The organism is Ruegeria jejuensis, assembly GCF_041537905.1.
In the GTDB taxonomy this organism is placed as follows: Bacteria; Pseudomonadota; Alphaproteobacteria; order Rhodobacterales; family Rhodobacteraceae; genus Ruegeria_C.
In genome coordinates, this window is sequence record NZ_JBGRUO010000007.1 from 89674 (window position 1) to 113728 (window position 24055).

Sequence of the window (24055 nt, forward strand, 5' to 3'; positions counted from 1 at the left end):
GTGTCCCAAAGGTATGGTGTGCCGGTGAACTATTGTTCGAACACTTTCAGGCGACGGTCTTCAAGCCGTTCCAGAACCGCCATGTATTGATCCGGGTAGGTCAGGAAGCGGGGGAACTCGCGCTTGGCGATTTCGGTTACGCCGGGATGTGTCGCCAGTTCCAGATTTTGGTGGAAAGGCGCATCCAGCATCCCGTAGAATTTCGAGACCGTATTGCGGGTCGGTTCCGAATAAACCTCGATCGGGATATCCTTGTTGGCGGTCGGGTTGTTGGTCATCACTGCGAAGTGCTCTTGCGCCTTGGCGCCGGAAACGCATTTCAGCATGGCCAGGGCATTTTCGGTATTTGCGCCCGCGCCACTGGCCGACCAACCCTCGACCGCACCTTCGACCGCCGGTTCCAGACCATCGGTGATGGTCGGGAAGTTGAACACGCCGAAATCCTCGTCCGGGGTCAGTCCGGCCTTCATCAGGTTTCGCGTGGTCCAGGCTCCCATCAGCTGAATCGCACCGTCTTCCTTGACGAAACGAGAGTTCATGGTTTGGAAATCCATGCTTGAGAACCCGTCAAGGAAGTAACCTTTGTCCAGCAGGTCGGCCCAAAGCTCCATCGCCTGCACGACTTTGGGGTCCAAGTAGCTTTCGGTGCCGTTCATCAGGCCGTTGCGGAAATCCGATCCGGCCACGCGCAGGATGAAATAGTCAAACCAGAACAGCGGCTCCCATCCGGCATTTGCCCCCAGAATGAACGGGGTCGTGCCCGAGTCCTTGATTTTGGCGGCCACACCCAGGAACTCATCCCAGGTTTGCGGTTCAGAAAGACCAAGGTTGTCGAAGATTTTCTTGTTTTACCAGAACACGTTCGGCTGGAACGTGGTCGGCATGATATAGACATTGCCATCAGGCTCGGTGCTGGTGGCCTGGATGCCTTCGGGGTAGTCGACCGAGGCTTCGCCCCAGATGTCATTGAGGTTCAGAACCTTGCCATTGGCGGCCTGAAACTGCGCGCGGCCACCGGCCCACATCGAGTAGATGTCGGGGGCGTGGTGCTGGACAGTTGTACCGGCAACTGGACTTCATACTGTTTGGACGGAACAAAGTTCTCGACGATGGTGATGTCCAGTTCGGTGGCGCATTCCTGCCACATCGCCATGCGTGAGTTGCGAGCGCCCTCATTCGCGTAGCGGTGGAAAATGCTGACCTCACCACCGGCATGAACAGCCGGTGCGACCGATGTAAGTGATGCGGCCAGGCATAGTGTTACGAGTGATGTCGACAGCTTCTGCACTGTGTCCTCCCTAAAAAGCCCTCTTCCTCACCGGACGCCACTTACTATGGCTTCGTTTCGGTCCGGCCTCCGAAAGAATCAATAACATAATATGTTTAATTAGGATAGACCAAATATACGAAGTACTAAAATAGGCTGGACCAAAAGCGAGTCAATCTGATAGAACGTTCTCAAACATAATATCTTAATCGCCGGATCGCTGCCGGATGACGTGATGCCATCGGGCGCACAGTCAGACCAATCAGTCGCCCCGGTCCTGTCAGGAGACCGCAAGATGAATTTTGTGAAACCCGAAACTGCCGATATCAGTGCATTTTCTCCGCTTAAGCGGATCAGCAATGAAGCCGTACGCTGGACGGATGGCTTCTGGCACGATCGTCGGCTGGCTGTGCGCGACCAAGGGGTTCAAAGCTTGCTTGAGGCGCTGGATGATCCCGAAAACGGGACGTATTTCCCAAACTTCCGCCATTCTGCCGAAGGCATCGGCACCCATTGCGGCAAGGAATGGAGCGACGGCGATTGCTATAAGGTCATCGAAACGATGATCCTGATCTATGATACCGATGGTGGTGATGATCTGGACGCCAAGATCGACGAGATGATCGGCGAAATCGCCTCGGCCCAGGAAGAAGACGGGTATATCTGCACGCAGATCACCATGACCGACAAAGAGCGGTGGACCGAGATTCACGATCACGAATTGTACAATTTCGGTCATCTGTTCACAGCGGCGGTGCTGCACCATCAGGTGACCGGAAAGACCAACTTCCTGAACATCGCAATCCGGGCGGCGGATTATCTGTACGAGACATTTATCACCCACGAACCCGCGCTGGCCAAGTTCTGCTTTAATCCCTCCCAGATCATGGGCTTGGTCGAGTTGTACCGCGAGACGCAGGACCAGAAATATCTGGAACTGGCGCAACCAGCCGGTCTATGAAAAGGTGGCCGAGGCTTATGGCCGCCCGTACCAGTTGCCCAGCGACTCGGCTTACAACGAATCCTGCGCCAATATCTCGAACGCGATGTGGAGCTGGCGCATGCTGCAGCTTACGGGCGATGCGCGCTATGCCGATGTGATGGAACGTGTTCTGCATAACGCGGCGCTTTCGGCGATTTCGCTGTCCGGCGAAAAGTTCACCTACACCAATCCGCTGCGGTTCAACGGCAAAGACCATTTTCGCATGACGACGGACCGGCAGGCGCGCTGGACTCGCCACACCTGCTATTGCTGTCCGCCGCAGATCAGCCGGACAATCGCTGGTCTGCATCGCTGGACATATTCGACCTCCGATACGGGGCTCTGGGTGCATCTGTACGGGTCGAACCGGATCGAAACCGAGGTGGGGGAAACCTCCATCACGCTCAGTCAGCAAAGTGACTATCCATGGTCGGGCGATATCCGGTTCGAGGTCGAAACCGCGCCATCAGGCGCCTTTACCCTGAACCTGCGCATTCCGGGCTGGTGCGAGGCGGCCACGCTGAGTGTCAATGGCGAGGCGGTCGATGTCGCTGGTGAGGGCGCGCGCTATGTGCCCGTCACACGGGATTGGGCAGCAGGCGATGTGGTCGAACTGTCGCTGGACATGACGCCGCGCATCGTTGCGGGGCATCCCAAGGTCGAAGAGATCCGCAACCAATGCGCCGTGATCTGCGGCCCGGTTGTCTATTGCCTTGAAGGGGCGGATTTGCCGGAGGGAATGTCGCTGAACGAAGTGGGATTGTCAGCAGATGCCGTGTTGACGAAAAAACCCGGTGCCGGTCTTTTTGAGGGCATGACGGTGCTGGAAACCAATCTGCGCAGACGCCCGAAATGGAGCGATGATGCGCTTTATGCCCCGCTGTCTGAAATCAACGCCGAAACTGTCACCGTTTCTCTGATCCCGTATTTTGCGTGGAACAATCGAAACGACAACACGATGATGGTCTGGTTGCCGCTGCAATGGTCGTGACACAAGCCTGAGAGTACCTGAGCAAATCAAAACGGGCGCTGCCAATTGCAGTGCCCGTTTTCAGGTGTGACCAATCCGGCTCGGATAGGGGCGCGGCCAGTTCCGCCTGTGAAAGGCGTTTGGACCAAACCCGGCCTTTCGGGGCACGATCTTGTCGGCATGACCATGTCGTTGCCCGGCGATCAAATCCCTGACGATGGCCGCGTCGAGACGCGCCCGGACCTTTGGGTTGGCGTCCAGCACGTTTTGCTGTTCACCGGGATCTGCTGTCAGATCGAACAGGGCCTCGGTCCCGTTGTCATAGCGCACCAGTTTCCAACGGCGATCGCGCGCCATGACACCCAGGGCGGACACGCCGATTATACACCGATCAGGATGCGGGGCATCCAGGGTCATCGCCCAGTTGGTATCGAGCGGGGGCAACCCTGCCCACGCGCCGAAACTGTGATAAAGATCGATCAGCGAGACCGGGTCATCACATACGCGCGCTGCGGGTGCGCGAAAATCGCAGACGATCAGCGGGACGCGGATAGAGGGCTCGTGAAACCAGCTCTTTCCGACAAATCCGAAATCGCCCAGATAGTCGCCGTGATCCGATCCAAACACGACAATGGTGTTTTTGAGTTCATTGGTGTCCTTGAGGGCCTGGATCACGGTTCCGACATCGTGGTCCAGCTGCTCAACCAGCGCGGCATAGTGATGGCGGATTCGGCGGATCGCCTCACTGGACAACGTGGCATAATCCACCTGTGCCCAGGGCGCCTTGTAGGCTTCAACAAAACCTTCGTGATGGGTCTTGCTTTCGGGGGATGGGGGCAGAGGGTCTGGCATGTCATCGGGATCGATCTCCGCCAACGCCTCGACCATTGGATCATAGGGGCAATGCGGGCCCGGAAACCCGACCATGGCGGCAAAGGGCTGCGACCGGTCGCGGGCCCGCAGATAGTGGGCGGCCTGATCGGCGACCCAGCGATCAGGCTGCAAATGGGCGGGCAGCTCATTGATCGAGGCCCCTTGCTGATCCACATATCCCGGTTGCTCGGTTCCGTGCAGTTTGCGAAACCCGGTTTCCTTCAAGGCCGCGTCATAATCATCCTCGATGAACACATGCCGCTTATCCTCGGAGATGATCCGATCCTGAAACCCTTCGAATATATCCCGGGGATAGAAATGCATCTTGCCGATGGCGGCGGTCTGATAGCCCGCTGCGCTCAGCCTCTCTGGCCAGCTTTCGATGCCCATATCGCGGCGGTCGGGGCGCAGCCACGCTGTATTGTCAAACACGCCTGTTGCGTGTGCGGGCAGGCCGGTCAGCATCGACGCACGTGCGGGGACGCAAAGGGGGACCGGCGAAATGGCCTGGGCATACCGCGTGCCCTGTGCGGCCAGGGCGTCGATATTCGGGGTCTTGATAAAACCCGCACCGTAGCAGCCCAGAAAATCCGGGCGCAATTGGTCGGGCATGAGAAACAGGATATTAGGCCGATCTGTCATTGGGTGAAGATCATCAAATGACCGCGCTCAACCGGCGAGAGGCATCTTCAAGATGTACCTTCATTGCGTCCGAGGCGGCTTGGCCATCTCCTCTGCGGATGGCGTCTCCGATTTTTTGATGAAACGGAATCGACAGCAGGTTTTGGCTACTGTCCGGGTTGGTGACGCGGATCGACAACAGCAACCCCGTAAAAATAGCATTCTCCAGAGCATCCAGATAGGGATTGTGGGCAGCCCGCAAGACTGCAACGTGAAATTCTGCATCTGCCAGCACGTAGCGCTCGTTTTCGACCGCATGTTCTGCCATCGCGTCTATCGCGCCAAATATCTCTTGCAGGTCTTCATCTGTGCGCCGTTCAGCTGCATAGCAGGCTGCATCTGGTTCAATCGACAGGCGCAATTCCATCAGCCGCAGCAACCGGTCGCTTTCAAGACCGATAGATTGATGCCAAGATAGCACGTCACGGTCCAGCAATTGCCAGCTGCGCACGCTTTGCACCCTGGTTCCGATCCGCTGACGTACTTCCAGCATGCCTTTGGCGACCAGCATCTTTACCGCTTCGCGCACAGCGGTCCGGCTTACTCCAAACTCATCGCAGAGCGCCTGTTCGTCCGGCAGCAACTGCCCAGGCACCAGTGCCCCTGACAAGATTTGCTCTCCGAGTTGCTGCGCGATTTGCTCGGAGAGTGAACGGGCCAAAGTGCTGTTACCGGCGAGAAGGCTGGAAGACATCATATACGTGACCCCGTTAGCAGACCTGTTTTGTCTAACATAATATGTTTTGCGAGATTTCTCCAGATACACTTACGGCAAAGTCAAAAAGACCTTGTGGCTGATTTGGCCTCTATATTGGACGAGCTGCGAGAGCGTACGACAATAAAGTACTTATCGCCGGGCCGGGGCTCTATCTGGTCTATCCCAGACGCTGCTTGCTCTGCGGTGTTTGGACCGCTTGTTCGGTGCTGATGGCTTTTGCAAAATGCAGCAGCCCGGCCTGTACGAACTCTTCGGCCTGCAATGTATCGCTGGTCAAGCCTGCCACATCCAGCGCAACCCGATAGGCCTCACCAATCTGCCCGGATGTGATCAGCGTGACGTGACTTTTGGCAGGTTGATTCATGCCCGCGATCTCCAGCCCGATCAGCAGACCGGACAGACGGGCGGGGATGGCCCTTGCAAGATCGTCCTCGAAAAGCAAAGCGTGGGCGCGGGTCGAGAACAGCATTTGCAGGATTTTCTGCGGAGCGGCCAACGCTTCAGAGACTGCCGCCGAAAAGGCGGGGCTCCCGGCAATATCAGGGCGGGCCTCATCGAAAAAGCTCGACAGAGTCGACCGGGTGGAGAGCAGCGCATAGAGCTCGCCGGTCAGGGCGGTTTCGAAGCGCGTTACAACACCGTTGGTCATCTCGGCCCATTTGCAATGGGTCCCGGGAAGGCAGAACAGCCCATCGCCGCCGCGCATCATCTGCGCGCCCAGTAAAATGGTCTCTTCGCCCCGCATGACATCCGGGGTCCGGGCATCGCGTTGGGCCAGGCCCGGGATGATCCAGACATTTCGGTCAATGTCCTGCGGTCGCGCGGCCTGTAGATGCAATGCATCCAGCCGCGCCGGCAGGTCAACGTAAGGCGCTTCGGTCCAGCCTTGCTTTGCACCGGCCATGCCGCACACCACGACATCGACGGATTTCGGAACCGAAAGCTCGGTCAGACAGCGGTCAAGGGCAGGGGCGAATTCAGACCTCTTCAGGCTCAGCATGCCCTGATCGGTCTTGGCCGAAGCAAGCACTGTGCCGGACGCGTCCAGCGCCCAGGCCCGAAAGCTTGAGGTTCCCCAGTCAACGATGGCGTATTTCACTTGGGTCATGATCGCTCCCGGCGTGAGAAGCAGATGTTGGGCATGGCTCAATCACAGACCTCGTAACGTTTGATGAAGTCGCGATCCGGCTCGATGCCCAGACCGGGCCCGGTGGGAATCTGGACATGCCCGTCATTTGCACGCACCTGAGCCTGAATGTTCAACGGTTCGTGCAACAGCTCATCCCGGAACTTGTTGTCGGTGGTGTCAAACTCCAGCATCGGCTCCCACGGGAACAGACCGCCGGGCAGGGGGGGCATCGCCGCCAGCAATTGCAGGTTGGTGGCAACGGACACGGCCGAGCCCCAGACATGGTTGATCACCGGCGTGAAATGCGCATGACACAGCGCCAGAACACGCAGATATTCGGTAATGCCGCCCAAAGCGCAGACTTCGGGCTGGGCGATATCCAGCCCCCGGTTTTCCAGAATCTGACGCCAGCCCCAGCGGGCAAATTCGACCTCGCCGCCAGAAATGTTGACTGACAGGCCTCGACGCAATTCCCGGTAGCCATCCAGATCTTCGGGTGCGACGGGTTCTTCGAACCAGTAGGGCTCCAGCTCTTCCAATGCGCGCCCGACATAGAATGCGTCTGAGGTCGTGTAGCAGTGGTTTGCGTCCACCATGAACGGATAACCTTCGCCGACGCCGCGCCGCACCGCTTCGCACAGCTTCACGTCGTCTTTGGGTCCCAGCCCGACTTTCATCTTGGTGGCGACAAAACCCATATCGCGGATCGCAGCGGCTTCGTCGGCAAAGCGCGCGATGTGGTCATCCACGCTTTCGCGTTTCAGCATCATGCCATAGCCATAGGTCTTGACCTGCGTGCGGTGTGTGCCGCCGATCAGCTTGTGGATCGGCAGGCCGGCCACTTTACCAGCAATATCCCACAATGCGATATCGACGCCCGAAAGGGACTGGATCGGCATCCCCTTCTGGCCGTGGTCACGCAGCAGGTTATAGACCTTGTGCCAAATCACGTCGCGATCCAGCGGATCATCACCAAGGATCATCGGCTGGATCACCTTTTCGACGATGCCTTTATTGGCAATCGCCACGTTTCCGGGTCCAAAGCACTCACCCCAACCGGTGATGCCCTCATCGGTCTGCACCTCGACCAGATGGGCCGTGCGCCTTGTGTAATATTGCTGCGAATAGCCCAACTCGCCCGGCAAATCATAGGCAAGTACGTGGCTGATAACCTTGGTGATCTTCATGCGCCTGCCCCTGCCAACTCAGCAGGCGGGATCGCCCGGCTTACCCTTTTCAGAACCAGATAATCATGCAGCGCCAGATACGAGCAGTCGTGGCCGATGCCGGATTGACCAATGCCACCATGGGGCAGGTCGATATCATAGCGCACCCCGTTGATCTGTATCTCGCCATAGCGCAGCCCGGCGGCATAGCGTTCGGCTTTTGCCGTATCAGAGGTGAAGATATAGGCCGTCAGCCCGCCCTCGTCACAGTCATTGGCTTTGGCCAGCAGGTTTTCCTCGGTGTCGAAGGGGATCAGGCTGACGATCGGGCCAAAGGTCTCTTGCCGATAGACATCCATGGTATCGGTGACATTGCCCAGAACGGTTGGCGCCAGGTAGTATCCCCGGTTCAGGTCTGCGGGCCGATCGCCCCCTGCCAAAAGGTCCGCCCCTTCGGATACAGCGTGATCGACCAGCCCTTTGATCCGGTCGAACGCGCGTTCGCTAACCAATGGGCCGGTCGTGATATCCGCGTCGCGATCCCAGCCGACTTTGGCCGCTTTGGCGCGCGCCACGGCCAGTTCGGTGAATTTCTCCAAAACCGGCCGTTCCACGAAGACCCGATTGGGCGAGACACAAATTTGACCGGCGTTACTGAATTTCACGCCACAGACCACATCCGCAGCCTGTTCCAGATCCGCATCGGCAAAGACCAGAACCGGAGCATTGCCGCCCAGTTCCATCGAGTATTTCTTGATGGTGGTCGCCCCGGTTCGCATGATGTGCTTGCCCGTGGCGGTGGAGCCAATCAATGTCAGCACCGCCGGAATCGGTGAGGCGCTGAGCGCATCTGCCGCCTCATAACTTTCGGTTGCGATGATCTGCACGGCCCCTTTGGGCAGGCCGATCTTGGCGCAAAGCTCCCCCACCGCATAGGCCGAGATCGGCGTTTCATTCGACGGGCGGATGATAATCGGACAGCCCGCAGCCATTGCCGGGCCGATTTTGAAGGCCAGATTCAGCAGCGGGAAATTCCACGCCAGAAAGGCAACCGCCACGCCTGCGGGTTCATAGACCATCTTGTGGCTATGGGTGCCAGCCCGGTCGGGTAAGGCGAAGCTGTCGAACCGGTCGATCGCATCGGCGTAAAACTCAAGCGAGTTTCTGAGGCTTTCGAAATCTTCCTGCGTTGCGGCCCAGGCTTTGCCCAGCTCGTAATGGATACAGCTGCGCAGATACTCCTCGTTGGCGATCACCTCATCGCGCAGCTTGTGCATCCAGGCCTTGCGCTCGGCCAGCGGGGTTGACGACCAGACCGGGAAAGCATCGCGGGCGCATTCCAGTGCGCGCTGCACATCCGGCAGATCGGCGGCTGCGACGGTGGCTACGCGCTCTTCGGTGGCGGGGTTGCGAACCTCAAGGGACCCGTGACCATCGGTCAGCGCCCCGTTCAGATACATTTTCGTTGGAAACTTCATGAGCAGCCTTAGTCAAACAGGGTTGCGATATTGGTTTTGATGCAGTCGCCGACATAAAGCGCCAGCGCCTGAATCGTTGAGGTCGGGTTGACGGCCCCAGCCGTGACAAAGATCGAGCCATCCACGATGAACAGGTTCTTCACGTCATGGCAGCGGCCCCAGCCGTTCACCACCGAGGTTTCGGGATCGTCCCCCATGCGGCAGGTGCCCATCTGGTGCCAGCCTGCGCGCCACCAGACCGAGTCGTCGCCCTTGGTCAGCACGTCGCGCGCGCCAGCAGCCCGTAACAGCTCGGTCGCGCGGGCCTCGCCGTGCTTCAGCATCCTTTGGGTGTTTTCCCCCAAGCGGTAGGTGATCTTGGGGGCGGGGATGCCGTCGCTGTCGGTCAGCTCGGGGTCGAGCGTGACACGGTTATGCGCCTCGGGCAGGTCCTCGGTCACAACGGTCAGCCCGGCCAGATAGGGATAGATGTTGTCCATGACCTTGCGATGTTCGGCGCCCCACGGGATGGGGTTGTCGATGCCGTATCCACCAAGCGCATAGGTCATCGGTGTGGTCGAACGGCCCGAATGCAGCCCATAGCCCCGGACAAACCCGCGCGAGGGGTCGGATTCATAGAATTCCTGGCTGAGGATCGAACAGGCCATCGGGCCTTCATGCCCCAGCATCGGCTCGTCAAAGACACCGGCAACCCCGGTCAGGGGATGGAACATCAGGTTGCGCCCCACCATGTCGGAACGGTTTGCCAGCCCCTCTGGGAACAGCTTGGATGTCGAATTTAACAGCAGCCGGGGTGTGCCTACGCCATTGCAGGCCAGCACCACCAGTTCGGCTTTTTGCTCGTGCAACTGCCCGTCTGGTCCGTGATACAATACACCGGTGGCGAACCCGGTTTCGGGATCGACCAGAACCTCGCGCACCCGGCATTCGGTGCGCAGTTCAACGCCTGCGTTTTCCAGGATCGGCCAATAGGTAAAATTCGTGCCGCCCTTGGCCCCGGCGGCGCATCCCAGATCGCAGGTGCCTGCGTTGACGCATTTCTGCCGCCCGTCATAGTCGCGGCTGAGGATCGAGACGTCCGAGGGCCACCAGTGCCATTCCAACTCGTTGAACCCGCTCGCCAATGTCCGTCCCAGCTTGCCCATCGGGATCGGGGGCAGGGGAGGGGTATAATCGGGATAGGCCGGATTCCCCGCAAGCCCGGACACCCCGGTATTGGCATCGTTCATATCATAGAACGGGGCCAGCGTTTCGTAGTCGACCGGCCAGTCATCCCCGACGCCATCCAGCGTCTTGGTCCGGAAATCCGAAGGCCGCATGCGTGGCCAGTGGCCCAGGAAGTTGATGGTCGAGCCGCCCACGCCGTTCCAGTTCACCGGGGTGATACAACTGTCCGTCGAATTGATCGGATAGTCCTGTTTCAGCTTCCGGACATTGGGATCGCAGGAAAACGTATCGTACCGGGCCAGTTCATAATCTTCGCGGCGCGACGGGAAATCCTTGTCATGCAGGTGCGGGCCCTGTTCGAGGCACAGAATACGCATCCGTGTTTCCAGCAGCGACCAGGCGATGGCCGCGCCCGAGGCACCGGCTCCGACAATCAGGACATCGACGGGATCATGGGGCATCGCTTTGCCCTCCTCCGCGGTTCGGCGTTCTGCGATAGAGCGGTCCGCGCGCGCGCACCGGGGCTGTCAGCGCTGCCAGGTCCTCGGCGCTTTCAGGAGCTACATCATACCCAAGCGGGTGAACCGGATGAGCCCCGACACCAACAAGGGGGCGGATCTCGGCTCGGCTGTAATAGCCCTTGTAGGTTTCGACCAGAAGCGCGCGAAACGCCTCTGGTTGTTCTGATTCAAGCTGACGGACAACATTGGGAGTGATGTTGCCCGCCAGCTCACCAGCCCGGTCCAGCAGTGCCGCGATCGCCGAAGCGAATGAAGCGATCTTGGCAGTCTGCATCAGTATGAACTCGGCTGTTCCGAATTCGCCTGCTCCGGGGATGTGTTTGTCAGGGTTGGCAGGGATGAGCACATCCAGAATCGCGTCCAGAGTGGCGCGTTGCTGTACTGTCCAATTGATGCTCATCACCGCACCCCTCTAGTCGCTGTCTGTGCCAGAACGCGACACCGCGTCGATGGCAACGGCCAGCAAAAGGATTGCGCCGGACACCATCAGCTTGTCGGCAGCGCTTGCGCCGGTCAGGTCCAGCCCATTGCCCAGAGAGCCGATCACCAGCGCGCCCAGAATGGCGTTCCAGACCGACCCACGGCCCCCGAACAGCGAGGTGCCCCCGATCACGGCCGCGCCAATGGCCTCAAGCAACAGCGAGCCGCCAGCAAAGGCAGTGTAGGAGACCGAGCCGAAACGCGACGCACCAAAGATGCCCCCGATGGCGGCCATCAACCCCACTATGCCAAAGGCGGCCACGCGGATGCGTTTGACATTCATGCCAACCCGGCGGGCGCTTTCCTGATTGCCACCAACCGCAAACAGAGACCGGCCAAACGGTGTCGAGGTGGTGACCCAGCCCAGCAAAGCGGTGATCCCGATCAGCAGCACCAGCAACAACGGCAGTGAGCGATAGGCGTTCAACGTCAGAACCACCGCGATCACGATCACCGAAAAGGCGATAACCTGTCCCCAAAGCGCGGCGGGCGGGTCCAGTTCCAGCCCTTTGGCCTTGCGTTGCGATTGCTTGCGCAGGCTGGCAAAGGCAAAGAGCGCGACGCAGATCAATCCGAGCACCAGCCCCCAGAGGTCGGGGATCAGCACCCGTGCGATGCCACGTACAAAGCCGTCTCCGATATTCAGGTTTCCGGTTGGCAGGATTTTCTGCATCAGACCCTGATAACCAAGCAGCCCGGCCAGGGTCACAACAAAGGACGGGATGCCCACATAGGCCACCAGCATGCCCTGCACCGATCCCATGACGATGCCGACACCCATGACGATCAGGCAGGCAATCCAGCCCGGAACCCCGGACAGGGTCAAGACCCCCAACAAGGCGGCGCAGACGCCAGCAGTGGCCGCTGCAGACAGGTCGATATCACCCAGAAGCAGCACGGTCGTAATGCCCACGGCCAAGGTCGCGATCACCGCCGATTGCATGAACAGATTGTAGATGTTGCGCGGGCTCAGAAAGACGGACCAAAAGGTCTCGGCATCGCCGAAGGCCATGTCGTATAGCGGCAGGACCAGCCCGAAATAGGTCCAGATCGCCGCCAGCGCCAGCAGCACCGGAACGAAGGCGCCAAAGCGCGTCTCGCGCATCGCGCGAAAGCGGTCGAGGAATGAGAGGCGGACATCAGGCTGCATTGTTCGCCCCGCTGTCCAGGCCACGGGTCATCGCCACGACGATCTCGTCGGCGTCGGTGTCCGCAGTAGTGTAAGTGGCCACGTTTCCACCGTGACGCAGCACGCAGATCCGGTCGGACACTTCGAAAATGTCGCGCATGTTGTGCGAGATATAGACCACCGCGTGATTGGTCTCGCGCAGACGTTTGACCACCTCAAGCACCTGTCGGGTTTGCGCGACGCCCAATGCGGCGGTTGGTTCGTCCAGCATGACAACCGAGCTTTCCGCGCCAACAGCGCGGGCAATGGCAATGGCCTGCCTTTGGCCACCGGACAGACCACCCACCTTATTTCGAACCGATTGCAGCGTTTTGACCTGAAGTCGATCGATGGCGCGTTTGGCTTTGACTTCCATCTCAAGGTCGTCCAGCGGGCGCAAGATACGGGGCAGGAATCCCCAACCGGGTTTGACCGGTTCGGCACCCAGCGACAGGTTGGCCGCCACGTCCAGATTTTCGCACAAGGCCAGATCCTGATAAACGATCTGGATGCCCAGTGCGGTGGCATCATGCGGGCTGGCCACCGTCACCGGTTTTTCGTCGATGAAGAACGAGCCCTCATCGGCCACATGCGCGCCGGCCAGCACCTTCATCAGGGTGGATTTGCCCGCGCCGTTATCGCCCACCAGGGCCATCACTTCGCCGCGCGCCACTTCGAAATCAACGCCGCGCAGGGCATGGACACCCCCAAAGCGTTTCTGAATGCCTTGTACCCGCAAATGGGGCGGTGGGGCAGACTGCCCCACCGGTTTTTGGTCAGAAGACATGAACGTCCCGATCAGCTGCAGAAATCAGTCGCCGCGGCTTCGCCCTGGCAGACCATGTCTTTGGTGATCGAGGGATCATTTTCGATGACATAGCCGACGCCCTCGGCACCAACTGCCGAGTAGCTGTCAACCGGAACAAAGGCGACATCTGCGCCAACGCCGTTCTGCACAACTTCGGTCGCCAGATCATCATAGGCTTCGCCATTCAACAGACGCAAAGACACATTGGCCGCTGCCGCCGCCATTTCATGCAGAGGACGCCAACCGCACTGGGTCTGTTTGCCCAGAAGCATCAGCTGCTGCGCTTGCACCGTGCAGTCCAGCCCCGATACCGGAACGGTGCCCGCCATGCCCTGTTCTTCCATTGCTGCAATCGCTGCACCGGCATTGCCGTCATTGGACGAAACCACGCCCTGAACATTGTTGTTCAGCTGGGTCAGCGCCTGATCCATCGACCGGCGGGCAATGGCCGGGTCCCAACCAGGGGTCCAGTTCTCATAACCCATCACCCGTTCACCGGAGTCAAAGAGCGGTTGCAGAACCGAAACCTGACCAGCGGCAATCACGCCTGCGTTCGGATCGGTGGGTGAGCCTTTCAGCAGCACCAGCGTGTCGCCCGCTTTGGTATTATCGACCACGTGTTGCGCTTGCGCTGCACCGGTGGCGAACATGTCGGCCTGCACCCAGAACTTGGTGTTGGGCGAGTTGATCATCCGGTCATAGGCAATCGTGGGCACGCCTTCTTCGGCCGCCGTGTCGGCGATGATGGCCGAGCTTTCGCCATCGATGGGAATAACCACCAGCACTTTGGCGCCTCGGGTCAGGGCCTGTTCGGCCTGCCGTTGCTGAACAGATGTGTCGTTGTTGGCATTGAACACCTCGACTTTGATGTCCGGGGCAATTTCTCCCATAGTTGCAACAAACGCGGCTGCATCCTGCTGCTCCCAGCGCGGGTTCACGTTCTCGGGCAGAAGCAGGGCAACCATATCGGCCGAGGCCGCACCAGCAGTGACCACAGTAACGGCCGTTGTTGCCAGCAAACCTTTCTTAAGGTTGGAAAACATCATATCCTCCTCGTTGATGTTCCGTGCGCTTTCGCGCGGATGTCTGGTGGTTGTCTCCCTTGACCAGGGTTTGAATGCGTCGCGAGTTGGTTTCAGCTCTGGCTCGCGACGCCGCCACTAAATCCGCCACCATACGAATTCGTGGAAATGGGCCCGGGATCAGTCCGGGTGTTGTGGGTTGACCTGTGCAGGGGTGCCAATGGCATCAGCCAGCCGCGTATCGGTGTCACCAAGCAGTTCGCGCATCTTGGTTTCCGCAAGGTCTGCGTTTCGACTGACGATTGCTTCGGCAACCTCGCGGTGGAACGGGATCGAGCCTTCGTTTTCGCGCGGATCGGTATTGGTCAGGCGGATCGAAGTCAGCAACGCGGAAAAGATCACACCTTCCATCGATAACAGCAGTTCGTTTTGCGCAGCCCGCAGGACCGAGCGGTGAAACAAGGCGTCGGCGACGACGAACTCCTCGACCGAACGGGCCTCTTCCTCCATCTTCTCTTGGGCTTTCATGATCTGAGCATGATCTTCCTCGGACCCCGACGCAGCAGCCCAGGCGGCAGCCTTAGGTTCGATAATCTTCCGTATGTCCATCAACTGGCGCAGGAATGCAGGGCGGGGTTCGGCGGACAGATGCCAGGCCAGAACGTCGTCATCCAACAGGTTCCAACTGGCTCGACGCCGGACGCGCGTTCCGCTGCCGCGGCGCACCTCAAGCAATCCCTTGCCAACCAGCAGCTTCACGGCTTCGCGGATGACCGACTTGCTGACCCCGAACCGTTCACCCAGTTTGGTTTCGTCATCGACCAGATCACCTTCGCGGATGACCCCACCCACGATGCGCCTGCCAAGCTCTCGGCAAACATGGGTCGCGAGGCTGGGCGCGACGCCGGTGGTTTCTTTCAAATCGTAGTACAGCAGTTCAGACATGAGATAAGCTTAAACATCAGATGTTTGATGTGTCCAGATGTTTTTCGACTATGCACCAGTGGTCGCGAATGACCAAAGAAATAGACTAAAGATCTAATTTATAATGTATTATTTGCCTCACTCTGCACTAACAGATTGCCCGAGGGTCGATGGAATTGCCTAAAATATTGGTCCAACCTGCTTTATTGTTTTAATATTTGGTATATATTTTGCGCCAACACCAAAGCGTTGCCTTGCCCCGGATCGGGAGGTCGGATGCACATGTTTTATGCAAACATCAGGAAAGTTCCCCAGGGATCGACTGGGACAATTAGGCAGACCCGCGCGGACCAAACGGAGAGTGCGGCAGCGGAGATATTCGCCCTGTGACCAATGTTGCCGCCTCGCCCTGCTGTGCGCCATCTCTGACCCGCCCGTCGCCCCCGACCAAAAAGGACATCTGGCCGTGTCCGGACATGTCCTGGACCAATCGCTTGCGCGAGATACCTGGCGGGCAAACCCATGTGGGGACAAATGCCCCTTTCATCCGACCGGATTGCGAAGGACCGCGCCGTAAAGCCCGGCTTGAACCCTATCGAATGGACCCGTTTGCCGTGACGAACGCCTGGTTCGCCGAGTTTGTTGCCGATACCGGCTACCGCACTGAGGCAGAGCAATTTGGCTGGTCATTGGTTTTTTTCTCGTTCACCAAACAGGACGGGGCGTATCAGCGCGTTGCCGCAACGCCGTGGTGGTGCCGCGTCGACGGTGCTGACTGGGCACACCCGTTTGGGCCGCATTCGGATCTGGATGGGTTTGCAGACCACCCGGTGACGCAGGTGTCGTGGCACGACGCGATGGCTTTTGCGACATGGGCTGGTGGACGCCTTCCGTCCGAAGTCGAGTGGGAGCACGCTGCACGTGGCGGGGATGCGGATGCGACTTACCCCTGGGGCGAGACTGAGCCCTCGGACACTGAGCCGCTCTGCAATATCTGGCAGGGCAATTTCCCGCAGGAAAACACTTGCGTCGATGGCTTCGCAGGCACTGCGCCCGTCGACAGTTTTGGGGTCAATCCGTTTGGTCTTTATAACATGGCCGGAAATGTCTGGGAGTGGTCCAAGGATATCTTCCGCGTCGCCTCGGTCTCAAAGTCCGCCAGGCTTCGTAATGCAGACTCGGTCCGGCAGGATATCCGCCTACTCAAAGGCGGGTCGTTTCTGTGCCATAAATCCTATTGCTATCGTTACCGCATTGCGGCCCGTACTGGTGTGACATCGAACAGCGCCACGTCCCATATGGGATTTCGGCTCGCGATGTGACCGCGACCCGATTGCGGGCGCAGTTCCAAAACCTCTGATCGCGCACGCGTTGTGACACAGCTGCGATTAGTCGCGTGCCAAAACCTGTTCGTCGTTGCGGAGCAAAGTTACGTCCGACGAGGTCAATGGACCACGACCCTCTGAGGTGATCACGACCTCATCCAGTGGCTGGCGTGTTCTGCGATCTACCGGAATCATGGGTTGGTTTCCGTCACCATACACCCACCGATCCGCCCATTGCCCCAACGCGACCATGACAGGAAACAGGGCCAGACCCTTGTCCGTCAGCTGGTAGGTCATGCGGGAACTGCCCGCTTCGGTCGGCTCTTTTGCCAAAAGGCCAGAGGAGTGCAGGTGATCGAGACGTTGTGACAGAACCTTTTTCGATACGCCGATGCCTTTTGCGAATCCAGAGAAGGTATTCACACCTCGGAGCGCATCCCTGAGGATCAGGATCGTCCACTTGTCCCCGATTGCCTCTGCGCCTTGGGCCCAACTGCAATTGGTGTCCTTTAGCGACGTGCGTGTCATTGATTTCGCTCACTTTCTTCGATCGCAAAAATTTGTGTTGCCAAGCTTCATTTAGTTTCCTAAAGGTACCAAAAAGGTATCTTAAAGATACTTATACTCAAATATCCTGTGCCCTACAAGGTTGAGATCTATGAGAAAAGTAGTGTTCATCTTTGGTGCCGTGGTTTTTGCCATTGGCCTCTATTTCCTGTCACCTATCGCTCTGGGCATCGTCGTTGCCCTTCTTGCTGGGTTGGTTTTGCTTGCCGTGTGGGTCAAGGGTGGGGGCCAGAAGGCCGAAGGGTCCATCCCCGAAACCCTTGAGGGCCCCGCGTTCCGCACCTATGAGGCTGCTTTTCCCGACAGCCCTCTCAAGCTGTTGCACTTCATTTCGCAGGCAAACGAAATCAACGTGTCGTCCAGTCTGATCATGGGCGATGAAGAGGTGATCAGTGTTACCGCGCAGGCGACCAAATATGCCGCTGAACGGCTGGCGGACGAGATCGAAAAAACCGGGCGCAAACTGACCTATATCTATCTCGATCACGCGCATCTTGATCACTCGCAGGGCGCAACCATCCTCAAACAGCGCTTCCCCGATGCAAAATGTGTCGGCGCCCCCCGCGTCGTGGCCTTGCAGCATCTGCGGATGGCGGCTGATGACGAGATGGCCCGCAAGCGCTATGGCGACAACGCTGCGGTTCCTTCGCTGCCTTTCGAAGCACTGGATACAGACAAGATCATGCTGGAAGGCCGCGAGATTCAGCTCTGGCACGATCAGTATGGGGATGTCGGTATCGGCGAAGAGGATGAGCCGCATACGGTCATCTATATCCCCGACCTCAAGGCGCTGCTGCCGACCGATATCTGCTATTTCGGTGCGCATATGATGCTGGGCGGCACCACGGCGAATGGGCGTGCAAAATGGAAAGAGCAGATCCGCAGCTATATGGATATGGACCTGAACGTGGTCATTCCCGGTCACGTCGTTCGGACGTGGTCAGATAAGCTGACGCCCAAGGCCACGCTGGAATACAGCCTCGGCTATATCGAAGACTACGAAGCGGCGCTCGCGTCGAGCAAGACATCGGATGAAGTCATCGAAAAGATGCTCAAGACGTATCCCGAGCAGGAACACACCTCGGCGCTCTATATGGGGACCCTGATCAATTTCGGTGAAACCCATCGGCTGTTGTTCAACCCGCGGATCGAAAAAGTGGCGTCCTGCCTACCCAAGGGTTTCGTGAAATGGGCCGATAAAAAGCTGTTCCAAAGCAAAAAGGCCGCTGCCAACCCGGCATGACCAAACTGCGCGCCCCGGTTTAGGCATTTACGACACCCGGGCGCGTCCACTCATCCTTGTTTTCGGAGTATTCAAATGAAATCCGCTCTTCTTCTTGCGCTGCGCCTGAGCACTGGACTGCTTTTGGTGATCTGGGGTCTCATAAAAGCCATCGCCGGTGAGACGGCAATCGAGGTCTCGGACAAGTTTTATGGTGGCGCGCTCAGCGCACAAAACCTGCAAGCCATCCTGGGATGGGCCGAAGTCGTGCTTGGGCTGCTGATCATCCTGGGTCTTTTCCGCAAGATTACCTATTCGATCCAGGCGATCATTCTGGTGGGGGGTGCGCTTGCCATCTGGAAGTACATTCTTGACCCCTTTGGTATGTACCTTGTGGACGAAGCGTCTCGGCAGGTCCTGTTTTTCCCGTCCTTCACCGTCGCTGTTGGTTCGCTGATCCTGTTGGCCTTCATGAGCGAAGATCGCATCGCGCTGGACCGCATCCTATTCGCTTCAAAGGCGGCCTCAAAGGCGGACTAGCTCGCTTGTCATGCGCAAGGTTAGCAAGAAATACACGACCAGAACCTAGCGCATTGCAAACAAAAACGAAAAAGGGCAAAGCACAGGGCGCATGCGGGCAGGCGATTTATGCCAATCTGGATTTGGATTGTCGTAATTGTTGAGATTATCACCCCGATTCTGTTCGGTGTGATGGCTTATCTGGACATCACAATCATGTTTCCGGACCAGACCGGGCTGAGCTATCTGGCGACGCTATATATCTCGCGCAACATCCTCATTGGGCTGGGTCTTGCCGCCATGGCCTTTATCTTCCGCAGCTATATTGGCGTCTTTGTCTTCGTCCTGGTAAGAATGGGGATGGAAACCTCGGACTTCACTTACTCCGTCATCTTCGCACGGGATATTCCGCTGCAAGTGATCATACCCGGTGGCATCCTGATCTACCTTGTCATTCCGGCCATTGCCTTGCGCGCCATCTGGCCGCAGGTCCGCGCGGAATTGGCGCTTTTGCGTTAAAACCAAGCTGACGCTTCCGGTCTTACCTGACTAGGCCCTGCCGGGCGTGGATGTCGCCCAGCCAGTGATGATGGATCAATGCGGCCCCACGGCTGACCGCAGTCGCTCCGTCCATCGTTTTGGCCTTTATGTCCAGAATGACGCAGGCCCTTGCATAGGCGCGTGTGAGCGCGGGCGCGCCGATTATGGTCAATGCGGAGCCCTTCTGATGCGCCTGCATCGTTTGCAGCTCCGCCCCGATCAGAATGCCGGACAGATAGCTCCGGGCGCTGGCTGCGCCTGATTTGTCCGCGACCAGCGCGCGCGGGCGCACAGAAAAGGCAAGCTGAGCCGCGCCAAGGCCCGTCAGCGCGGTTTGGACGCCCTCGTCGAAAGCGGTCAGGTCATCCTCGGTGTCGTCAGAACCGGTCTGCGCCCTCAGAACGCTGTGCCGGGTCAGCAGGTCGAACAACTCGCCGGTCATGGCGGTTGTGATCCGGGTGATCCGGCCATCGTCGCACTGTACCCACTTGCAATGTGTGCCGGGCAGGCAGAACAGCCCGCTTGTCTGCCCAGTTTCAGCCAGGGCACCCAGAACCTGCGTTTCTTCTCCGCGCATCATATCCGGCAGGCCAGCGACCGAAAGGGCCGAGACGCCCGGAATGACGCGGCAGGGATGGCCGGGCACCGGGTTCAGATGGTGCGCCAGGTCAGATAGCGAGGCCGGGGCAGGGCGCATCGGCGTTTCGCGCCAGCCCAACTCGCTGCCGACCATGCCAACCAGCAGGGCGTGGCGGATGGGAGCAGGAGGGGCCAGATCGGCGAGCAACTGCTGTACCAGAACGGGGTACCCCGCCTCGGGCATCGTCTTTACACCCGCGTCGCGTGAGACCTGTCCCAGAATTGTCCCAGCCTCGTCCACGCAATAGGCGCGCAGGTTCGACGTGCCCCAGTCGAGCACCGCCAACGGCCAGTGAGTGGGCTCAGAGCGGCTCATCATCGTCGGCCAGTGCCTGTTTCAGCCGGACCAGTTTGCGGTCGCGGCGGTTGAGGAAGGTCTCAGCCGATTGTTCGCCATAGTCATAAAAGCCGCACCCGGATAACAGGCCGGTCGCATCTTCTGTCAGCAACTCGTCCAGTTTGGGTGTGCCGGTCGGCATGGAAGGCGGCTCATAAAGGCCCGCCGCGTGAATGTCGCGGACCACCTGCAAGCCGGTATAGTCGATCTTTTTGAACTGCCCCATCAGACACAGCCGCTGCGCCAGCCCAAAGCGGATGGCGTCGTCGATCTCGGCTACCTCGGCCACGCCCGCGTCAAGTAGACGAAACACTTCGGCCTCGATCGCCATCTGCACGTTGTTGGCGATGTAGCCGGGAACGAACTTTTTCAGCAGAACGGGTTTTTTACCCAATGCCGTCAAAAAATCGACCATCGTTCTGGCCATTTCGGGAGCAAGCCCGGGGGCCGGAACCACATCGACAAGATCGATCAGGTAGGGCGGTGTGTACCAGTGTACGATCAGCGCCCGCCGCCGCAATGCCTCGGGCATTAGCGGGAAGACGTCCAGAAACGAGGTGTTGCTGGCCACGACAGCAGCTTCCGGCAACACCGGAAGCAGCGTTTCATAAAAAGCGCGCTTGATGTCGGCATCTTCTATGATCGCCTCGACCACCAAATTCGTGTCACGGACCGCCTCGGCAAGGTCGGTGACGTAGCGAATGCGATCTGCCGCCGCGGCGAGATCAACGGGATCGGCAATTCCAAGCGCGGCCAGGTCCTCGGACAATGCGGTGATCCGGCCCTTCGCCCAGTCCAGACGATCGGATGAGCGATCATTCAGACGGACCTTGCAACCGCCAAGCGCATGAACCAGCGCAAGCGCATGGCCCATCACGCCTGCGCCTATGACGGCGACGGTATCATAGGCGGGCATGTCAGAGTCTCCAGGCCGGTTCGGGGTTGCTGTCGGGGTCGGTGACAACATCGATGATCACGGGTTCGCGCAGGGCGATGGCCTCTTTGATCGCGGGCTGGATATCCTCGGCTTTTTCCACGCGGATGCCCTTGATGCCAAAGGCGCCAGCCAATTCGGCAAAGTTCACTTTCTCGAACTCTACCAGATCACCCAGATTACCGGGGCGATTTTCATAGAGTTTCTTGACCGATCTCAGGCCCTGACCCAGTGCGGCGTTGTTGTTGACCACTGTGACCAGCGGCACGTTCCAGCGGCGCATCGTTTCCAGCTCACCAATGTGATAATAAAGCGCGCCGTCACCGGTGAAGCAGACAACGGGGCGGTCTTTTGCACCCAACTGCGCGCCTATTGCAGCCGGGAAGGCCCATCCCAGAGACCCTGCCGCGCGCAGATATGTCTGACCGGGTTTGTCAAAGGCGGTATATTGCGCCGTCCAGGTTGCCGAGAAACCGGTATCTGCCACCACGATGCCGTTATCAGGCAGGGCCTCACCCAGCTCATGCGCAAGCCGGGGTGCCGGGATCAGATCGCTGGGCGCGTAGACGTTTTGCAACGACGCGGCCAGCCAGTCATCGGCGGCCGTTCGGCAACGTTCGAGCCAGCCATTTGCCGGGCGGCCGGGGCATTTGTCAGCAATCGAGATACATGCATCGCCCAGCGGTCCGGCCAAGCCCAGGACGTTGGGATATCCGCGCCCCAACTCCAGCGGATCTGTGTCAATCTGGATGATGCGGGTGCCAGGTGTCGGAATTGTCCAGTCACAGCTGATCTGGTCGCCCATATGGCATCCGACATAGATTACCAGATCAGCCTGCGCCAGCAACGCGTTGGCGTAAGGCGCAGAATAGGTTCCGACCACACCGAAATGGTTGGGATGTGATGTTTCGATGACCGAGCGTGCGCCGACCGATGTGGCGACAGGGATGCCCATCTTTTCGGCCAGCGCCTTCAGGCCCGCGCCCGCCTCAGTATAGAGCGCGGTAACACCGGCAACGATCATCGGGCGTTTGGCGGCGGCGATTTCGTCGGCTGCGGCCTGAAGATCAGCCGCTGCGGGCTGAATGGTCTGCCCCTGACCCGAGCCAGGGAACATCAGATCCGCCGGATCACCCGTAAAGGTGACTTCTTCGACCTGATCGCCTTTCAACCCGTCCAGGTCCAGATGTACGGGCCGACAGGTGCCGGTTTTCGCGGCACGCAGGGCATTTGCCAGCATACGGGGCAGGTGGTTCACATCGCGCACTTCGGCGGTAAAGTCCGTGACCGCTTGGTAAAGAGGGCGGTGTGACACTTCCTGATAGGCGTTGCGGTGCTGGTGACTGTCGGCTTTGCGCCCGGTCATCGCCAGCATCGGGACCCGGTCCAGATAGGCGTCTTGCAACCCGGCGGCGAGGTTGGCCGCCCCGACGGCCTGCGCCATGCAGAAACCGGTCTTGCCCGAAGCTCGCGCATACCCATCGGCCATATAGGCCGCGGCCTTTTCGCTGTGCGCCAAGATGCGGGTAATCCCGCGGTCTTCCAGTTGCAGGAGCGTGTGCCGCAGCACAGCATCCACGAAGAACACGTGATCCACCTGTTCTGTATGTTCGATCACATCGGCGATGATGTGCGCGCCGGTAACTTCCATGATTGTTGATCCTATTGGCTTTGGGGCGGGCCGCAGAGCCACAGGGGATTCTACGACGGGTTTCGCGGACCCTAGACCAAAAAGTTAAATTGGTCCAGCCAAATCTTAAAGATCAATTTTTGGACTATCCAGAGCGCTTCAATAGCTCAAGAATCGGCTGACCATCCCGTCGATATGGCGCTCCATCGCCGTACGCGCCGCTTGTGGACGTCGGGCGACGATGACCTCGGTGATTTCGCGGTTATTGGCGATCGTGGTTTGCCGATGATGGCGCGACCGGGTGCCCATGTACCAATTCTCCCAGAGCGGCCCGCTCTTCTGTTCCCACAGATAGTCCATCAATTCCACGAACAGGCTGTTGCCCGCGCCTTTCATGATCGTCATGTGATAATGCCGCACCGATTGGTGAAATTCGGGTGTGTCATCAGGGGGGACCGCTGCGTTTGCTTCATATGCTGCAACAATATCTGCAATAATGGCGTCCGAACCGGACATGGCCACCTGAAAGCAGGCCTCGGGTTCGATCAAACGCCGAAGTTGCAGCACCTCATGCGGTCCCGGTGTGGATTCAACGCGCGCCAGCAATGTGCTTTCTTCATCGCTGATTGGCAGGACATAAGCCCCGGACCGGTCTTTGATCGTGATGATGCGCGCGGCCTCAAGCGCCAGCAGCGCCTCGCGCACGGTGGTCCGGCTGACTTCGAAGTCCGAGGCCAGTTCGCGCTCGGGGGGCAGGCGGCTCATGGGTTTGAACTTGCCTGATCGGATGTCACTTTCCAGCGAATTGGCAACGCGCTGATAGGTTTTTGTCGCCACGTGCGTCTCCTTGGTCTTAAGCCTTTCTTTTGGTCTAACCAATTTAATCCTGCGCGTACAGGGGCTTTTGACCGGTCCAAATCTTTTGGGTTGATAAACTGGACCAACCAAAATACGGTGGCCGCAAATTGGTCTGAATCGAAAAGGAGCT

At 58.8% G+C, this 24055-nt stretch carries 24 protein-coding genes; 6 read left to right on the forward strand and 18 right to left on the reverse strand.

The genetic code is table 11. From position 1 onward, the window contains the following. Window positions 1–29: 29 nt before the first annotated feature. Window positions 30–839: an ABC transporter substrate-binding protein gene (locus tag AB1E34_RS10330; protein ID WP_372572383.1), complete on the reverse strand. Its 810-nt coding sequence runs from the start codon at window positions 837–839 to the stop codon at window positions 30–32. 9 nt (window positions 840–848) lie between these two features. Continuing rightward, window positions 849–1025 (reverse strand): hypothetical protein, encoded by a 177-nt coding sequence (locus AB1E34_RS10335; protein WP_372572263.1) that lies wholly within the window; start codon window positions 1023–1025, stop codon window positions 849–851. A gap of 537 nt (window positions 1026–1562) precedes the next feature. Between AB1E34_RS10335 and AB1E34_RS10340 the strand changes: the two genes are divergently transcribed. Together AB1E34_RS10340 and AB1E34_RS10345 are read left to right on the forward strand one after the other, a co-directional pair. Next, complete coding sequence (locus tag AB1E34_RS10340; RefSeq protein WP_372572264.1) at window positions 1563–2228, forward strand: beta-L-arabinofuranosidase domain-containing protein; 666 nt, start codon at window positions 1563–1565, stop codon at window positions 2226–2228. 4 nt (window positions 2229–2232) lie between these two features. Then, window positions 2233–3240: a glycoside hydrolase family 127 protein gene (locus AB1E34_RS10345; RefSeq protein WP_372572265.1), complete on the forward strand. Its 1008-nt coding sequence runs from the start codon at window positions 2233–2235 to the stop codon at window positions 3238–3240. Between the two features lie 60 nt (window positions 3241–3300). On the opposite strand, the gene AB1E34_RS10350 is transcribed toward AB1E34_RS10345, so the two are convergent. The 11 genes from AB1E34_RS10350 to AB1E34_RS10400 all read right to left on the reverse strand — a co-directional run bounded on the left by AB1E34_RS10350 (window position 3301) and on the right by AB1E34_RS10400 (window position 15375). Continuing rightward, on the reverse strand, window positions 3301–4734 hold the full coding sequence (locus AB1E34_RS10350) for a sulfatase family protein (RefSeq protein WP_372572266.1): 1434 nt from the start codon (window positions 4732–4734) through the stop codon (window positions 3301–3303). 13 nt (window positions 4735–4747) lie between these two features. Then, window positions 4748–5467, reverse strand: coding sequence for a FadR/GntR family transcriptional regulator (locus AB1E34_RS10355; RefSeq protein WP_372572267.1), 720 nt, complete (start codon window positions 5465–5467; stop codon window positions 4748–4750). Window positions 5468–5648: 181 nt separating this feature from the next. After that, window positions 5649–6599: a 2-dehydro-3-deoxygalactonokinase gene (locus AB1E34_RS10360; RefSeq protein ID WP_372572268.1), complete on the reverse strand. Its 951-nt coding sequence runs from the start codon at window positions 6597–6599 to the stop codon at window positions 5649–5651. 38 nt (window positions 6600–6637) lie between these two features. Further along, window positions 6638–7807, reverse strand: a complete 1170-nt coding sequence (locus tag AB1E34_RS10365) for a mandelate racemase/muconate lactonizing enzyme family protein (protein WP_372572269.1) — start codon at window positions 7805–7807, stop codon at window positions 6638–6640. Next, window positions 7804–9264 (reverse strand): aldehyde dehydrogenase family protein, encoded by a 1461-nt coding sequence (locus tag AB1E34_RS10370; RefSeq protein WP_372572270.1) that lies wholly within the window; start codon window positions 9262–9264, stop codon window positions 7804–7806. The genes AB1E34_RS10365 and AB1E34_RS10370 overlap by 4 nt, the downstream gene beginning before the upstream one ends. Before the next feature lie 8 nt (window positions 9265–9272). Then, window positions 9273–10892 (reverse strand): GMC family oxidoreductase, encoded by a 1620-nt coding sequence (locus AB1E34_RS10375; RefSeq protein WP_372572271.1) that lies wholly within the window; start codon window positions 10890–10892, stop codon window positions 9273–9275. Then, a complete protein-coding gene (locus tag AB1E34_RS10380; protein WP_372572272.1) occupies window positions 10882–11352 on the reverse strand; it encodes a gluconate 2-dehydrogenase subunit 3 family protein in 471 nt (156 codons plus the stop codon). Before AB1E34_RS10380 ends, AB1E34_RS10375 begins: the two co-directional genes overlap by 11 nt. 12 nt (window positions 11353–11364) lie before the next feature. Beyond that, a complete protein-coding gene (locus AB1E34_RS10385) occupies window positions 11365–12582 on the reverse strand; it encodes a sugar ABC transporter permease (protein WP_372572273.1) in 1218 nt (405 codons plus the stop codon). Further along, window positions 12572–13387, reverse strand: coding sequence for an ATP-binding cassette domain-containing protein (locus AB1E34_RS10390; protein WP_372572274.1), 816 nt, complete (start codon window positions 13385–13387; stop codon window positions 12572–12574). The genes AB1E34_RS10385 and AB1E34_RS10390 overlap by 11 nt, the downstream gene beginning before the upstream one ends. An 11-nt stretch (window positions 13388–13398) precedes the next feature. Then, window positions 13399–14451, reverse strand: a complete 1053-nt coding sequence (locus tag AB1E34_RS10395) for an ABC transporter substrate-binding protein (RefSeq protein ID WP_372572275.1) — start codon at window positions 14449–14451, stop codon at window positions 13399–13401. Window positions 14452–14610: 159 nt separating this feature from the next. Beyond that, on the reverse strand, window positions 14611–15375 hold the full coding sequence (locus tag AB1E34_RS10400) for a FadR/GntR family transcriptional regulator (RefSeq protein WP_372572276.1): 765 nt from the start codon (window positions 15373–15375) through the stop codon (window positions 14611–14613). A 455-nt stretch (window positions 15376–15830) separates the two neighbouring features. Here AB1E34_RS10400 and AB1E34_RS10405 point away from each other — a divergent pair, with 455 nt between their 5' ends. Continuing rightward, window positions 15831–16676 carry a formylglycine-generating enzyme family protein gene (locus AB1E34_RS10405; protein WP_372572277.1) on the forward strand — a complete coding sequence of 282 codons (846 nt, stop codon included), beginning with the start codon at window positions 15831–15833 and terminating at the stop codon, window positions 16674–16676. A 66-nt stretch (window positions 16677–16742) separates the two neighbouring features. Here the strand turns inward: AB1E34_RS10405 and AB1E34_RS10410 are convergent, their stop codons facing one another. Beyond that, on the reverse strand, window positions 16743–17207 hold the full coding sequence (locus tag AB1E34_RS10410; protein ID WP_372572278.1) for a winged helix-turn-helix transcriptional regulator: 465 nt from the start codon (window positions 17205–17207) through the stop codon (window positions 16743–16745). A gap of 130 nt (window positions 17208–17337) precedes the next feature. Here AB1E34_RS10410 and AB1E34_RS10415 point away from each other — a divergent pair, with 130 nt between their 5' ends. The 3 genes from AB1E34_RS10415 to AB1E34_RS10425 all read left to right on the forward strand — a co-directional run bounded on the left by AB1E34_RS10415 (window position 17338) and on the right by AB1E34_RS10425 (window position 19506). Beyond that, window positions 17338–18489: an MBL fold metallo-hydrolase gene (locus tag AB1E34_RS10415; RefSeq protein ID WP_372572279.1), complete on the forward strand. Its 1152-nt coding sequence runs from the start codon at window positions 17338–17340 to the stop codon at window positions 18487–18489. 75 nt (window positions 18490–18564) lie between these two features. Beyond that, entirely contained in the window at window positions 18565–19008 is a 444-nt protein-coding gene (locus AB1E34_RS10420) for a hypothetical protein (protein WP_372572280.1), read from the forward strand. A gap of 108 nt (window positions 19009–19116) precedes the next feature. Beyond that, window positions 19117–19506 (forward strand): hypothetical protein, encoded by a 390-nt coding sequence (locus AB1E34_RS10425; protein ID WP_372572281.1) that lies wholly within the window; start codon window positions 19117–19119, stop codon window positions 19504–19506. A gap of 22 nt (window positions 19507–19528) precedes the next feature. Here AB1E34_RS10425 and AB1E34_RS10430 read toward each other — a convergent pair whose 3' ends face one another. The 4 genes from AB1E34_RS10430 to AB1E34_RS10445 form a co-directional block, all read right to left on the reverse strand. Continuing rightward, complete coding sequence (locus AB1E34_RS10430) at window positions 19529–20482, reverse strand: 2-dehydro-3-deoxygalactonokinase (protein WP_372572282.1); 954 nt, start codon at window positions 20480–20482, stop codon at window positions 19529–19531. Continuing rightward, window positions 20469–21419 (reverse strand): 3-hydroxyacyl-CoA dehydrogenase family protein, encoded by a 951-nt coding sequence (locus AB1E34_RS10435; protein ID WP_372572283.1) that lies wholly within the window; start codon window positions 21417–21419, stop codon window positions 20469–20471. Before AB1E34_RS10435 ends, AB1E34_RS10430 begins: the two co-directional genes overlap by 14 nt. A gap of 1 nt (window position 21420) precedes the next feature. Continuing rightward, the gene (locus tag AB1E34_RS10440) at window positions 21421–23088 is read right to left on the reverse strand and encodes a thiamine pyrophosphate-binding protein (RefSeq protein ID WP_372572284.1); all 1668 of its coding nucleotides are present in this window, start codon (window positions 23086–23088) and stop codon (window positions 21421–21423) included. A 138-nt stretch (window positions 23089–23226) separates the two neighbouring features. Next, entirely contained in the window at window positions 23227–23904 is a 678-nt protein-coding gene (locus AB1E34_RS10445; protein WP_372572285.1) for a FadR/GntR family transcriptional regulator, read from the reverse strand. Window positions 23905–24055: the final 151 nt, after the last annotated feature.